The organism is Ignavibacteriales bacterium (assembly GCA_016709155.1).
In the GTDB taxonomy this organism is placed as follows: Bacteria; Bacteroidota; Ignavibacteria; order Ignavibacteriales; family Ignavibacteriaceae; genus JADJEI01.
Genome location: JADJEI010000013.1, coordinates 962,572 through 977,164, shown reverse-complemented (window position 1 = coordinate 977,164; position 14,593 = coordinate 962,572). Strand labels below are relative to the sequence as shown.

The 14,593-nt window shown below is 35.9% G+C and carries 12 protein-coding genes and 1 pseudogene; 8 read left to right on the top strand and 5 right to left on the bottom strand.

Going from position 1 to position 14,593, the window contains the following annotated elements; genetic code table 11:
- Positions 1–146 precede the first annotated feature (146 nt).
- The 8 genes from IPH11_17930 to IPH11_17895 all read left to right on the top strand — a co-directional run bounded on the left by IPH11_17930 (position 147) and on the right by IPH11_17895 (position 9,846).
- On the top strand, positions 147–4,151 hold the full coding sequence (locus tag IPH11_17930) for a T9SS type A sorting domain-containing protein (GenBank protein MBK6915448.1): 4,005 nt from the start codon (positions 147–149) through the stop codon (positions 4,149–4,151).
- A gap of 747 nt (positions 4,152–4,898) precedes the next feature.
- Positions 4,899–5,885 carry a succinate--CoA ligase subunit alpha gene (gene sucD / locus IPH11_17925; GenBank protein ID MBK6915447.1) on the top strand — a complete coding sequence of 329 codons (987 nt, stop codon included), beginning with the start codon at positions 4,899–4,901 and terminating at the stop codon, positions 5,883–5,885.
- A 23-nt stretch (positions 5,886–5,908) separates the two neighbouring features.
- On the top strand, positions 5,909–6,340 hold the full coding sequence (gene ndk / locus IPH11_17920; protein MBK6915446.1) for a nucleoside-diphosphate kinase: 432 nt from the start codon (positions 5,909–5,911) through the stop codon (positions 6,338–6,340).
- Positions 6,341–6,418: 78 nt separating this feature from the next.
- Complete coding sequence (locus IPH11_17915; protein MBK6915445.1) at positions 6,419–7,132, top strand: hypothetical protein; 714 nt, start codon at positions 6,419–6,421, stop codon at positions 7,130–7,132.
- Between the two features lie 46 nt (positions 7,133–7,178).
- The gene (locus IPH11_17910; GenBank protein MBK6915444.1) at positions 7,179–7,463 is read left to right on the top strand and encodes a hypothetical protein; all 285 of its coding nucleotides are present in this window, start codon (positions 7,179–7,181) and stop codon (positions 7,461–7,463) included.
- A 183-nt stretch (positions 7,464–7,646) separates the two neighbouring features.
- Positions 7,647–8,837, top strand: a complete 1,191-nt coding sequence (locus IPH11_17905) for an alpha/beta hydrolase fold domain-containing protein (GenBank protein ID MBK6915443.1) — start codon at positions 7,647–7,649, stop codon at positions 8,835–8,837.
- Positions 8,838–9,057: 220 nt separating this feature from the next.
- Positions 9,058–9,390 carry a hypothetical protein gene (locus tag IPH11_17900; GenBank protein ID MBK6915442.1) on the top strand — a complete coding sequence of 111 codons (333 nt, stop codon included), beginning with the start codon at positions 9,058–9,060 and terminating at the stop codon, positions 9,388–9,390.
- Between the two features lie 258 nt (positions 9,391–9,648).
- Complete coding sequence (locus IPH11_17895) at positions 9,649–9,846, top strand: hypothetical protein (GenBank protein MBK6915441.1); 198 nt, start codon at positions 9,649–9,651, stop codon at positions 9,844–9,846.
- Positions 9,847–9,897: 51 nt separating this feature from the next.
- Here the strand turns inward: IPH11_17895 and IPH11_17890 are convergent, their stop codons facing one another.
- The 5 genes and pseudogenes from IPH11_17890 to IPH11_17870 all read right to left on the bottom strand — a co-directional run bounded on the left by IPH11_17890 (position 9,898) and on the right by IPH11_17870 (position 14,585).
- A complete protein-coding gene (locus IPH11_17890; protein MBK6915440.1) occupies positions 9,898–11,214 on the bottom strand; it encodes a nodulation protein NfeD in 1,317 nt (438 codons plus the stop codon).
- Between the two features lie 166 nt (positions 11,215–11,380).
- Positions 11,381–11,695 carry a preprotein translocase subunit YajC gene (yajC, locus tag IPH11_17885; GenBank protein MBK6915439.1) on the bottom strand — a complete coding sequence of 105 codons (315 nt, stop codon included), beginning with the start codon at positions 11,693–11,695 and terminating at the stop codon, positions 11,381–11,383.
- Positions 11,696–11,714: 19 nt separating this feature from the next.
- Positions 11,715–12,863, bottom strand: coding sequence for a tRNA guanosine(34) transglycosylase Tgt (tgt, locus tag IPH11_17880; protein MBK6915438.1), 1,149 nt, complete (start codon positions 12,861–12,863; stop codon positions 11,715–11,717).
- Between the two features lie 79 nt (positions 12,864–12,942).
- Positions 12,943–13,351 (bottom strand): annotated as a pseudogene (locus tag IPH11_17875) (DUF393 domain-containing protein).
- Positions 13,344–14,585, bottom strand: a complete 1,242-nt coding sequence (locus IPH11_17870; protein ID MBK6915437.1) for an HlyC/CorC family transporter — start codon at positions 14,583–14,585, stop codon at positions 13,344–13,346. The pseudogene IPH11_17875 and the gene IPH11_17870 overlap by 8 nt, the downstream one beginning before the upstream one ends.
- Positions 14,586–14,593: the final 8 nt, after the last annotated feature.

Sequence of the window (14,593 nt, the reverse complement as noted above, 5' to 3'; positions counted from 1 at the left end):
AAAATGAAGAATTAAAAATTAACAATTGAACAATAAAGCAATTTAACAATTGAACAATGAAACAATTAAAAAATGGAAACACCCATCCCGCAAAAGCGGAATTGGAATAATAAATAATAAATCAACAATTAATCAGGAGGTATAAAATGAAACGAGCAATACAATTCTTGTTTCTTTCAGTTTTGTTCTTTTTTATTTCGAGTAAAATATTATTTGCTCAAGAAGCACCATCATCATCTGAGTTCCCATTTGGGGTCTTTTCGCACATAGAGAATCAGCAGGAGATAGATTTGCTTCAGCAAGCAGGGATGAACTATATCGTCGATGGTATAAATGATTTAACTCAAAACTTATCTGTCAACTTGATGGGCGTTAAAGAAAACAGCCCGCAAGATTACATATCTTATTATTCAAAAGGGTATTATAATAAGTGGGAGGCTGAAAGAGACACATTCTTTTTTCTGGAAACAGGTTTTAAGCATAGCCATAATGGTTCTAACTACTTATATGGGCACGTTGAAGAATATCTGGGTGCAGATTGCTGGGTAACTGATGATGGAATAGATTTTCAGGTAAATGATGTTCTTTGGGGTCCAAATTATCATCAAGACAAGAATTATGATTATAATTGGGATAGGAATAAAATAGACTACACTGCGGCCTATCGTTTAGCGTTTGTTAACACTTCTCAAAATCTTGATACTTCATCAGTATGCAGATTAAAAGTTACTTATACCTATAAGTGGACTTACGGACTCGAAGAAGATTACGTGACAATCCCGCTTGTAGAAAGAACCTTAAAAGTATCGGATTTTCCAACGAATTCATTTTATACATTTCCATTAACATACCACCTACCCGATGGATACCTGCCAAATGCCACAGGTAAATTTCCAGAGGAAAATATTCAGCAGGGTGATACAATATTTTATGATGACTACATACTTCAGGGAGTAGAATTCAAATTAGATTGGTTTGGAATCGGCAAACTTTATACTGACTACGTCGAGGTTTATGATAATTTGGTTTGGAAAAATGGTTTTATGACAGGAGATCCAATAATTACTGAACAAACTATTCAGAACATAAAAACCTATTCTATTACTCATTCCGATATTCAGAACCTAAAATACTGGTATGTGAATGATGAGCCAAATTCAATAGATACATACATACCAATGAGAATAGTAGATTCATTAGTCAGCAGTGTGGGTGGGAGTCCGACAATCACAGAGATTTATCCTCATTGGCGGGGCTATTTAAACGGTGATGAACATCTGAAAAGATTTGTTAACGTAAGTAAAACAAAACAGCTAATGATAGATAAATATCCATTTCAGGTTGGATATGAAACAAGTGAAACCTTGGAAGGCTTAAGATCATCATTCCAATTTGCCTGGCAGGCACAACCTGATTTTTGGTACGTAGGGCAGACATTCTCAGAAAAAATTGACGGTATTATTGATTGTAGATGGAGAAGACCCTCTCCTTTGGAACTCAATGCTTCCGTTATGCTCGCACTTGCCCACGGAGCTAAAGGTATAATGTTTTGGCATTATCTTCCAAATTGGTCTAATACGGTAGATATTACCTGCGATCCGGATAATCAAGTTTTTTTCGATGCGATCCTTGATGAGAATTCTAACCCTACTGAACTTTACGATTATATTAAAGATGATCTATCACCACGGATAAATGGGACGCTTGGCTTAACACTTATGAACTTAGATTATACAGGGAACTATTTTAATTTATTGGTTAGTGCTGGAGAAAACGGAATAATACATACAAAAGATTATCTATCTATAATGACATCCTCACAAAATGTGTTTTATCATACAGGATTTTTAGAAGGTAAAACTAATCCCGATAATAGACATTTCCTCCTTTTAAATGAACTAACAGATTTAGTGGACGAAAGGACTTGTACGATGTACATTAACTATGATAATGTATTGTCAGGCTATACCAATTGGCGCTTCAGAAATGTTGAGGGTGGAGTAGATACAACATTCAACGTTTCTAATTCTCTTATGTATAGTAAACTTATCCCCGCCGGCGAAGGCTATCTCTTTCAAGTAGCACCCGTTGTACTTTACGGCGGAAGACTTCGCTACAACGAAACTGTTGGTGGGGGTTGGACATTAAATGACGATATGATAATAGAGAACGGCGCTACTTTAACAGTAACCGGAATATACAATTCCAATGCAGACATAACAGTAAAAGACGGCGGCTCTATTAAAACTATTGATGGTGGAGAGATAATCTTTTCTTCCGGCAAAAGACTGATAATAGATGGACTGGCTACTGTAAAAGGAACATCCTCACAAAAGCTTACTCTTGATTTTAATGATCAGGAGTTAACAATAGAAGGTTCTGGTATTCAGGTTAATTTGGGAAGTGACTTCACTCTTTCTAACTGTATAGTAAAAAACAGCAGCATTGGATTAAGTGTTCTAATGCCTGAGATTCAACCCGCATTTCAAAATTTGAATATAAACAACTCAACATTTGATAATTGTGGAACTGCTATAAACATAAATGGTAATCCGGTTATTGATTCAAAAGTAAAGAACTGCATAATCACAAATTCATCTACAGGCATTGTTGTAACAAACAACAATAAAATTACGGTACAATCAAACACAATTACCAATTCGGATCTGGGAATATTTATCGAATTCACTTCAAACACAAATATCATTGGCAATCAAATTAACTCCACATTGGAAAGTATGCCGGGAATACTAATGTCAAGTTCTGGCGGGCAAATAAGAGCTAACACAATAAGCGGGCATACTATTGGGTTATCCATTGCGAATTCATCTCCTAAAACCGGGGGTAATACCATTACAGATAACCTGATAAATGGGATTTATATCAGCATAAATTCACAGCCTGATCTCAGAGGTGCATTAGCCGGTAATCCTCCAAATATTTTTCCGCTTTCAGGTTACAATCTTATTTATGAAAATGGTGGTTACGAAGCTACTACTCTTCTTAACGATGACGGTTCAGAAATATTTATTAACGATGGTTTTATAAAACTTGGAGACGGATGTAACCAAATAATGGATGATAGAATTCAAAATCAGAATCTTGTAACAACATTGCTTTTGATGAATTCAATTCCACTGATTCCTGTCTCCACAATAAAAGCAGATACCAATTACTGGAGTACAATTAATTTTGATCCAAGCGGAAGGTTCGGTAATCTTACCGTTCAATATCAGCCTTACTTAATAGAGCCTTGCATACTCCCTCAATCAGGCGGTCAAATGCTGGTAACTCAATCATCAACCGGGGATGTTATTGACACACTCTACTCATCGGGAGTTGATGTTGGCACGCTGGCAGGAATAGATGCACTTTACGCACAAGCAGATCAGTACTATGTCACTGCACAAACCGAACAGGCAAAAACAGTTTATGAACAGATAATTACTGATTATCCCGATGATCCAAAAAGTATTTATGCTTACTCTGCTGTGTATATGCTTACAAGATTATCCGGCGACAGCACTCAGTTTTCAGCATTAAGAGAACTTTATCAACAGAGATTAGCAACAGTAACAGATACACTACTTAGTAAAACACTTTCACAACTCTCTGCTCTCTGTTTTGTTAACGAACAAGACTATCAAAGTGCAATAAACTACTTTGAAGAAATAATGAATTCGCAGCCCAATACAGACGCAGCACTCTTTGCAGAAATAGATGCACTAACAACTTCAATGATTGCAGGATCAGATACTACTCAACTTGGCAAAGGGACAAACAACAGAATACTTGTTAAGGGTACGGCAGATTATTTAAGCAAAGTAAACAACCTGTTAAAAGGAAAGTTCGGTTATCAAAAACCCGAAGAAGAAAAAATAATTCCCGAACAATATTTTCTCTATCAGAATTACCCCAACCCCTTCAACCCAACTACATCAATCAAGTTCGATCTTCCTCAATCAGGAAATGTTGAGCTAACAGTTTACGATATACTCGGCAGAGAAGTAAAGCAACTCCTCAAAGAAACAAGACCCGCAGGCACTTACGAAATAACTTTCAACGCAAGCAACTTTGCTAGCGGAGTTTATATCTACACAATCAAATCAAATGATTTTACTGCTTCTAAGAAATTAATGCTTCTGAAGTAAAGTGTCCATTCTCAGAAACTTCCGATGGCAATGCCATCGGAGGTTTGTTAACAATTTTTCATTAAGTCTTATCTGTTCAGAATAATATTATTTGATACTATTAATATTCCTCTGTACGCCGTATCGTACACAAAAACATCGTTCCGTAATCAAATTCGCAGCCTCGTATTCAAGAAATTAGCCTAATATTCATCTACCGTTAAATTTGTTGGGGTCTTCCTTCTTTTTATGAGTCTCTACGGCTTCCCGGGAGACGTCTTCCGTCCGCGTGTACACATCTACCAATCGGCGGTAGATGTGTAAAAACGAGGCGTACACGTCTCCCAAACCTTCGGCAATATGCCCGCAACTTGCGGCGACATTAACGCAACTCAGGGAGACATCTACCAAACGTACGTAGGCATCTACAAAATCCGCGGCGACATTTACCGGTTTAGCGTAGTCGTCTTCCAAGGTCGTGTAGAGTGCTCAAAATCTTATTTTTTTGATGTTGTTAGGTTGGTAAGGCGATATAAAGTGGATCGAGTGAAAAAATAAAAGTGTGCCTGCAATAATAATCCCAACTTCATAGTTAAAACTTCCTCCTGCCGTCATAAATCCTGCAACTTCCACCCTGTAGCTTTTCCCATAATCGTAATCTTCATCAACTAAAGAGTTGAATCAGACCGAAGCGAACCCGAAAAGCCTAATACTTTCAAAGATTTTGCTTATTTTTACTTTCAAAATTTTTATATTTAAAGGAAATTCATGGCAATTCTTATAGATAACAAAACACGCCTCGTCGTTCAGGGAATAACCGGCAGCGAAGGCTCATTTCACACAACCCAAATGATTGAATACGGAACCAAAGTAGTTGCAGGCGTCACCCCCGGTAAAGGCGGCACTGAATTCAACGGCGTTCCCATCTTTAACACAGTCACCGAAGCAGTCAAAATTCAAAAAGCAAATACATCCGTAATTTTTGTACCCCCTGCTTTTGCCTCAGATGCAATTTTAGAAGCTGCAAACTCGGGAATCAAAGTAATCATCTGCATCACCGAAGGAATCCCCATTGCCGATATGACAAAAGTTTACAACTCAATAATAAATAAAGGAGTCATTCTCGTGGGTCCTAATTGCCCGGGAGTAATTTCACCCGGCAAAGCCAAAGTTGGAATAATGCCCGGCTTCATTCACAAAAAAGGTAACATCGGACTCGTTTCCCGCAGCGGCACTTTAACCTATGAAGCAGTAAAGCAGCTAACCGATGTTGGCTTGGGTCAAACAACTTGCGTTGGAATCGGCGGCGACCCGATTATTGGTTCAAGATTTATTGACATCATCAGATTATTCAATGATGACCCCGATACAAAAGGAATCGTAATGATTGGTGAAATAGGCGGCAACGCTGAAGAAGAAGCTGCCGACTTCATCAAAAAGAAAGTTAAAAAACCTGTAGTCGGATTTATTGCCGGTAAAACAGCTCCCGCCGGAAGAAGGATGGGGCACGCAGGTGCAATTATTTCCGGAGGAAAAGGAACCGCCGCCGAAAAAATGCTCGCAATGAAAAAAGCAGGCATCGCCGTAGTTGATAGCCCCGCCGATATTGGTATAACAATGCTGAAAGTTTTGGATAAATTAAAAACAAAAAAATCAGTGGTTACAAAAAATGTTAAGACAACAAAAAAATCATCACCAAAGAATCTGAAAACAATAATCAAAAAGACAATAAAGAAAACAGTTAAGAAAAAATAAATTTAAATTTTATTAAGGAGATAATTTTGGGTAACAGAACTTTAGCAATCATAAAACCTGATGCAGTAAAAGATGGACACATTGGAGAAATAATTACAATGATTCAGAAAGCCGGCTTTAAAATCTTAGCGATGAAAATGACTCGATTGTCAAAAGATTCCGCCGGCGGGTTTTATGAAATTCATAAAGATAAAAAATTTTATGGCGAACTGATCGAATATATGACTTCCGGTCCTTGCGTACCGCTCGCACTTCAACGCGACAATGCAGTGGAGGCATACAGAAAACTTATTGGCGCCACCGATCCCGCCAAAGCAGATGAAGGAACAATCAGGAAGCTGTTTGCCGCATCAATTGCTTTTAATGCCGTGCACGGTTCCGATAGCGATGATAATGCTGAAAAAGAAATTGCGCATTTCTTTTCTCGCAATGAACTTTTAAACAATACTATTTGACAACTTTTAACCTGCTGTAATTTTTGATCTATCAAACCCGATTCGGCAGGTTTTTATTTTTAAACTCAAGAGGATAAAATGATTAAATATTTTTTAGCGATACTATCTCTGACATTTTTATTTATTATCGGTTGCGGCGAAGGCACTGGCAATAAACCGGTTGATGATAAAAATAAATTTGCATTCGATAGCAGCGATATAAAAATCACACCCGTTAACGAAACCAATTCTTTTAACATAAGATACAATTTCCAAAAAGGTGAGACTTATAAATATCGTGTCACTACAATTTCTTCGAACAAACAATTAATTTCCGGCGATACCACAATCAACAACTATATGAAACAGACATTAAACTATTTAGTTGATCTGACAGTTGATAAAGTTGAGACCGACAGTGTTATGGAAATAAGTTGTAATATTCATTCTTTTAAAATAGATGCTGACTTGAACGGTGATACAATTTATTACGAATCCGGAATCACAAAAGACAGCACAATTGAAAAGGACATCGCTCAGTACGAAGCTTTGTTGAATAATCCATTTGGTGTTCGTCTTTCAAACAAGGGGGAGATACTTGAAATTTTCCGTGTGGATAAAATTGCAACAACACTAATTGATAAAGCCGGCTATGGCGATTCACTAACGGCGGAGAATAAATTAACTATTAAAGAAAGTATAACTTCAGGACTTCTTAAACCATTACTAATGCAAATGATGAGAGAATTACCTGCTGCAAAAGTTGCGAAGGATTCTACATGGGAATTTTCGCAAGAAAAAATCAGCTTTTAGTTTTTCAGTTGGTTACAAAACTAAATATGCATTAAAAAATATTGGAATGTATGATTCAGATAAACTTGCTGAGATTGATGGTTCGCTTGAAACTGAAATTACCGGTGATACAAAATTAACTGAAGGAAATATCAATTATGAATTTCAAAAACCGGCAACGTGGGCTAACGGCAAAATTTATTTTAACCTCGAAAAAGGATGCGTCCAAAAATCAAGAACTAATACTAAAATGGAATTGAACTATTCCATGCAAATGCCTGGTCCTAAAGGAATTCAGAAAGCAATTAGAAACGAGACAGTAACAACAACTAATATCGTTGAACTTCTTTAAGCTAAAATTATATTTTGATGGAGACTGCCTTTATTCAATTAAATAAAGGCAGTCTTATTTAACGGCTGAAACCAAATTAATACTATTAAATAATTCCTGCAGTTGGTTGTAATTTTTTCTCAATTGTAAATCTCACTCATATCTGCTAAATTTTATCCGCCATTTAATGAATAGTTTTTCGCTATGAAGTCTTATAAATATTATTTTGTAATTATACTATTGTTGTTTATCTCTAATTTGGGTCTTGCTCAGTACACAAAAATCTTGAATTTAGACTATGTAGGTTTGGGCGATACAAGCCAATTTCTTGATATGTATGTCCCGGATATTTTAAGTGAGCAAGTTCCACTCATCGTTTTCATTCATGGCGGTCAGTGGCGTGGTGGGGACAAAAATTTGGCTAAAAAGTGGATTGATACTCTTTTAAATCATCCTTTTGTAATTGCTTCAATTAACTATCGCCTTAGTACAGAAGCTTTATTCCCTGCTCAAATAATGGACTGTAAAGCTGCTATTCGATGGCTCAAAGCAAATGCTTCTACTTTTAATATTGACACAAGCAAAGTTGCTGTTATGGGTACTTCTTCTGGTGGGCACCTGGCAGCACTCGTTGGAACCTCTATGGGGGTAGATTCGTTAGAAGATTTAACGCAAGGAAACGCAGAATTTACAAGCAATGTAATGGCTGTTTTAGATCTTTTCGGACCAACAGAAATGCTTAGAAATGATATTTACCATGTAACGACATGCACTGATCCCCTTAGTTTTAATGACGCCGACTCTCCTCCTTCAGCTTTGATCGGTTGTCCTATTCAAGAGTGCCCTGAAAAAGTTAAAGCTATTGATCCTGTTACATATTTGGATAAATCAGATCCGCCATTTTTTATTTTACATGGTGATCAAGATTGCAGTGTCTCGCCTTTTGAAAGTATCTACATGGATTCTGCGCTGGACGCAAATTTTATGTACTCGGATTTTTCACTGACCCCCGGCTTAGGGCACGGTGATGACGAAGGCTGGCAAACCCCGGAAATGAAATTGAAAATTTTAACTTTCCTAAACGAAGCGTTCAGCGGAACTCTTTCTGATACGAATAATGAACCAACCATTCCATCCGATTTTTTATTTCCTGCTTACCCTAATCCATTTAATTCAACAACTACTATTGAGTATCAGATATCAAAATATGGAAATGTCCGAATAACAGTTTTTGATATCTTAGGACGTGAAGTAACCACGCTAGTAGATTCTCCCAGGAGCAAAGGGACTTATAAAACATTATTTGATGCGACCGGTTTAGCGAGTGGAATTTATTTATTCACACTTACGACTGATAATTTTTTTGAATCGAAAAAATTAATATTGATGAAATAGTTCCAGTATATTCATCAAAGTAAATATTGAAAATTCTGGAAGAATACTTCCATAAATCATTTTTACAATTTAAAAACTTTATATCAGTCCTCGCCAAAATCTCACTTTCAAAAGAACTATATTAGTCCGGTTATTAAAGATTTCGCCATAATGAATATTTAAAAAGAATCAGCATTTGACTGATAGATAATATTGCGTTAAATAAACGATAATTAATTAGTTGAACGAACAAATTATTATAAATTTACCGGAGATAGACTATATGGAAAAGAGATGGTACAGAATTCGTTTTTCGCAGAAAGAAATTTTAAATAATAAAGAAGCTCAACTCAAAAGAGAATTTGAAATGCTATATCGAAGATCATCTTCCCCTGATGGAATGGCTTTACTATTATCGCAGGAAAAAAGTATGGACAAAGGGGTTATATACTACATAAGTCTTCCAAAATCCTTCGCGCTTGAACTCTCGGTAACAATGTCTAACTATTCGATTACTACCTCCGGTGAACCAGCGGGGCATGATTTACTATTAGTTGCCGGTGAACATAGTTGAACTAAATAAAACCTGCTAACCCAACCCGAAAATAAATAGGAATTTGTCTGATAATGTTTGATAAATTTTCTTATTGTTTACTTGAAAGGATTACTATATTTTTACTTCAAATTAGTGTCATATTAAAATAATTAAATAGATTTCAAGCAATTTTTCCAATGATTCGTTTCATTAGAAAGTTTTGATTGATAAATTTTATCAAAAATGGTGATAAACCAGTTTGAAAATAATAATACAAAAAACCTTCGGAGGTTTATAATGATTATACTGAACGCAATATTTGCTTGTCTAAGTTTGTTTTGGCTCTATGCGACTTCTATGGATAGAGATTTCGATTATCATTCATGGTTAGCATTAGTCTATTTTATAATCAGTATCTTCAACACAATTTATCTTAGTAAAACCAATTCCGATAAACCACAAATTGAATCGGGGTTTTCTTTAGACAAGAATTAATTATGAATGATCCTAAACGAAGAGTGATAGCATTTTATTTAGTCGCTCTGATCAACTGATCTTTTTGACCACTACTTTAATACCTTCAACCCTCTCAACAACTATTCTGCTTCCCTGCTGAACATATTCCGAATCAGTCATAACATCAACGCGTTTCCCGTTTATTTCTGCTGTGCCGGCTGGTCGTAATGTAGTTAAAGCAACGCCTTCGGCTCCTATTAAATTTTTCTCTGATGGATAAGAAACAAATCCTTTCTCGCTTTTTTCTGATTCATCAAGTATTAACTTGCTGAATGATCTGGATTTGGGCAGGAATTTCGCGAGAACCAAAATTAAAATGAACGCCGCAGCCAAAGCTCCTGCCAATTGAACAAATGCTAATGAAATGCTTTCAAAATTAAAAAATGGACCGGATGGAGTGAGTGACAAAAATAATGAAATAAGTATTAGAAGTATTCCTCCAATTCCCGCAACTCCAAAACCCGGGATAACAAATATTTCTGCTGCGAGCAGAATAAGTCCAATTATGAATAAGATAATATCTAATGTCGAAGCTAATTGAAGTATATATGATGAACCAAAAAACAATGCTAAAGCAATTACTCCAGCAGTACCGGGTACACCCCATCCCGGGGTTTTGACCTCGGCAATCAAACCAAATATTCCAATCATTATCAGGATTGAAGAGACCAATGAATTATTCAGAAACTTAACAACATTTTCTGCCCAGTTAGATTCATTGTTTACCACTTCAAAATTTTCGAAGCCGAGTTTTTGAAGTCCTTCCTTTAAATCGGAAGATTCAATATCAGCAATCCCATATTTAATCGCTTCTTCGGTTGTAAGAGTAACTAATTGAGTTGAATCAACCAAGCCGGGAATAATAATTCTTTCATCTACCATTCCTTGTGCAATATCTGTTCTTCTTCCATTTTTTTCTGCAGTGGATCTCATTTCAGAACGCATGTATGATTGGTATTTTTCACTTTGCTTTTCACCCATCTGATCAACAACAGTAGCAGCACCAATTGATCCGCCAGGTGCCATAATGATCTTATTACACGAAAGCGCAATTAATGAACCGGCAGATATAGCGCGATTATTAATAAATGCTATTGTTATTATCTTACTTTTCAATAATGCATCTTTTATCTGAGTAGCGGCATCCACCCTCCCGCCGAAAGTATTAATTTTGACAATGATCGCTGAGGCATTTGAAATCTCGGCTTCGTGAATCACACGGGTGACATAAGGCACTAATCCGATGTCAATTTCTTCATCAATAGTGATCAGAAAAACTTTGTTAGTCTGCGCTGAGATGCTGAATGCAATAATGAATGTTATGAATAGGATAAAAATGCTTTTCATGTTACGGCTCATATTTATTGACTGATCATTAGAAGGATAATCTACTTTTTGACTTCCCCATTTTAATCAGTGAAGGGATGTAGAAATACACCCCTTAACTAAGTTCTAATTTGGATTTCTAAATATCTATTCTTTGTTAATTTAAACATGAGAAGATACATAAAGATTATCTGATTATTATGCAAGTGAATCTTTCTTTGTAAACTATCGAAGCTATCGCTGAGCGTTCAAATTTCATTTTGACATTGTCAGCTACTTGCAGTAAAACAGTTTTATCATCAAGTCCCGCGATTGTACCATGTAAACCACCGCTTGTGACTACTTTATCCCCTTTGTCCATTGCACTCAGCATTTTTTCTCTTTCCTTAGCACGCTTTTGCTGCGGTCTGATTATCATAAAATAAAAAATAAGAAAGATAGCACCGAACATTATCAGGGTGCTTATTAAACTGCCACCACCATCTCCGCCTTGCGGAGCCATTGCTAATATTATACTCAAGTTATTCCTCCAGAGTAATTTTATTATTTGAAGTTATGTTATTTAAAATTTCTGATTTCCATTTGCCAAACGATTCGTCAAGAATATGTTTTCTTGCTTCTGCAACTAACCAAAGATAGAAATGCAAATTGTGTATCGAAGCAAGTTCTAAAGCAAGAATCTCCCCAGCAATAAAAAGATGTCTCAAATAGGCTTTTGTAAAATTACAACAAGTGTAACAATCACAATTTTCATCAATGACTGAAAAATCATTTTTATATTTTGCATTTCTCATTGAAAGAGTGCCGTTTGATGTAAACAAATTCGCATTTCTCGCATTTCGTGTCGGCATTACACAATCGAACATATCAACTCCGCGATCAATTGCTTCGAGAATATTCTCGGGACGACCAACACCCATTAAATATCGGGGTTTATTTTCCGGCATAAAATCAGTTGTAAAGTTAACTAAATCATACATTGTTTCAGTCGGTTCACCAACAGCAAGTCCGCCGATTGCATAACCATCAAAATCTAATTTCAATAAATCCGCAGCAGATTTTTCACGTAAATCTTTATAAACACTCCCTTGAATAATACCGAATAAATTCTGATCAAACCCATAAAGTGAATTCGAATTTTCAAAAGCAAGTTTATTTAACACTGCCCATTCTGATGTCAGTTTAGTTGAATTGACTGCATAATCATAATCGCACGGAAATGGAGTGCATTCATCAAGAGACATCATAATATCCGATCCGATGATTCGCTGAATTTCAATCACTTTCTCGGGAGTAAAGAAATGCTTCGAACCATCGAGGTGAGAACGAAATTCAACTCCGTCAGCTTTCAGTTTTCTTAATTCAGAAAGGCTGAATACCTGGTAACCACCGCTGTCGGTTAAAATTGGTTTTTCCCAATTCATAAATTTGTGCAAACCGCCAGCCTGATTAAGTGTTTCAGTTCCTGGTCTTAAATATAGATGATATGTATTCGATAAAACAATTTGAGCTTTAATATCTTCGAGAAGAAGTTTTTGGTTTACTGCTTTGACTGTTCCCTGCGTACCAACAGGCATGAATATTGGAGTTTCAATGATGCCATGCTCAGTCGTTATTCTTGCTGCCCGTGCCTTAGATGCCGAATTTTTTTTTAGTAATTCGAATTTCAATTCTTATCAAAAAGTTTTAATTAATTACATTTAAATTTAAGTGCAAGATCATTTAACTCGCAAGCAAACAATCCTAAAATCAGTTCAGAAATCTTTCACGATCCTTGGCTGATGGGACGCGGCAGGAATCTTTTTTGCCAAAGATTTTATAGCGATTCGAAGCAATAATTTCATATACAAAATCCCGAAATGAAAGTGGAAGAAAAATCAAAAGATAAAACAAAATAAAAGCTCCTCCCAGTTTTCTGGCAATTAATAATGCAGCGGTTGACTTCTTGAATAATTTGTTGTTGCTAATTAAAATGAATGAGTCGAAATCAATTTCGGTTTGTAGATGTTGTTGTAATAATTCTTTTACCGGCAGTTGATTGCAAAGCGGCAAATTTAAAAATGAATTTTTTATCGAACTTCAATAATTGGTTTACCCAAAAATTACAAAAGTTACAAATACCATCGAAAAGGATTATATCATGAGTGTGTTTATTCATTTTTAATAATGTAGTCACCCGGAAGAGTAAGTTTAATTAAATCAATCTTTGAATTTGTTGATCGGGCAATAAGGAAATGAAGTCCGTCAATAATAATCGTCTCGCCTTGTATCGGGATTTTTCCAATTCGAGATATTATAAAGCCGGCAACAGTTTCATAATCGCCAATAGGAAAAATCTCGCCATATTTTTCATTAAAATAATCTACCTCAACTTTTCCGCTTATTAAAAATGAGTCGGCAGAAATTTTTCTGCAAATATCCTCAGTTGTATCGTATTCATCTTCAATTTCACCAAATACTTCTTCAAGAATATCTTCCATAGTGACCAATCCTGCAGTGCCTCCAAATTCGTCAATGACTATGGCAATGGAAAATCTCCGCGAGAGAAACTCTTTAAGTAAGTCAAAACTTTTTTTAGTTTCCGGTACAAATTCAATATTGCGAATGATGCTTTGAAGGTTTGAAGGCTTACTAAATAAATCGTAGGCATAAACCACTCCCTTTATGTTGTCCAGATTATCTTCAAAAACCGGAAGTTTAGAGTAACCTGATTGGATGAAAATATCGAGCACTTCATCTATCCCCTGTGAAATTTCAATACCGACAATCTCAGTTCTCGGGCGCATAGCTTCATACACTTTTTGCTCGCCTAAATCGAATACCCTGCTAATGAAATCACTTTCTTTTTTCTCAACCATTCCTGCCGCCTCACTTTCTTTGACTAATAATTCGATGTCTTCCTTATCAAAGATGTAATTGATATTACCGGATTTTACTTCAGAGGATTTGAATAGCAGCGATGAAAATGCGCTAAGAGTTTTAATAAACGGAGAAAAAATGATGTAAAATATTCTTAACGGACTTGAAGATATTAATACAAATCTATCAGGAATTTCACGGGCAAAATATTTTGGCAATAGTTCACCAAATAACAGTAAAGTTAAAGTGGATACAATTAATATAGTCCAATCGTCCCAACCGAAAGCAGATGAAAAAAATATTGTGCTGAGCGATGCAAAGGCAATTCCAACAACGTTATTACCCAATAAAATAGTTGAATAAAAATTTTGTGAATGATTATTGAAAAATACTGCGTTAATAGCTGCGATGTTTTTCTTCCGGGCTTTAATTTCCAACTTCAATTTATTACTCACAATGAATGCAAGTTCTGTTGAGGAAAAAAATCCGCTCAATAAAATCAAAATAATCAGTAAGGATAACTCGCTTATCATGCTTTATA

What these genes read in the sequence shown, in the direction of transcription:
- IPH11_17930 (MBK6915448.1), top strand. Translation starts at nt 147, where the DNA reads ATGAAACGAGCAATACAATTCTTGTTTCTTTCAGTTTTGTTCTTTTTT.
- sucD (MBK6915447.1), top strand. Translation starts at nt 4,899, where the DNA reads ATGGCAATTCTTATAGATAACAAAACACGCCTCGTCGTTCAGGGAATA.
- IPH11_17915 (MBK6915445.1), top strand. Translation starts at nt 6,419, where the DNA reads ATGATTAAATATTTTTTAGCGATACTATCTCTGACATTTTTATTTATT.
- IPH11_17910 (MBK6915444.1), top strand. Translation starts at nt 7,179, where the DNA reads ATGTATGATTCAGATAAACTTGCTGAGATTGATGGTTCGCTTGAAACT.
- IPH11_17905 (MBK6915443.1), top strand. Translation starts at nt 7,647, where the DNA reads ATGAAGTCTTATAAATATTATTTTGTAATTATACTATTGTTGTTTATC.
- IPH11_17895 (MBK6915441.1), top strand. Translation starts at nt 9,649, where the DNA reads ATGATTATACTGAACGCAATATTTGCTTGTCTAAGTTTGTTTTGGCTC.
- IPH11_17890 (MBK6915440.1), bottom strand. Translation starts at nt 11,214, where the DNA reads ATGAAAAGCATTTTTATCCTATTCATAACATTCATTATTGCATTCAGC.
- yajC (MBK6915439.1), bottom strand. Translation starts at nt 11,695, where the DNA reads ATGGCTCCGCAAGGCGGAGATGGTGGTGGCAGTTTAATAAGCACCCTG.
- IPH11_17870 (MBK6915437.1), bottom strand. Translation starts at nt 14,585, where the DNA reads ATGATAAGCGAGTTATCCTTACTGATTATTTTGATTTTATTGAGCGGA.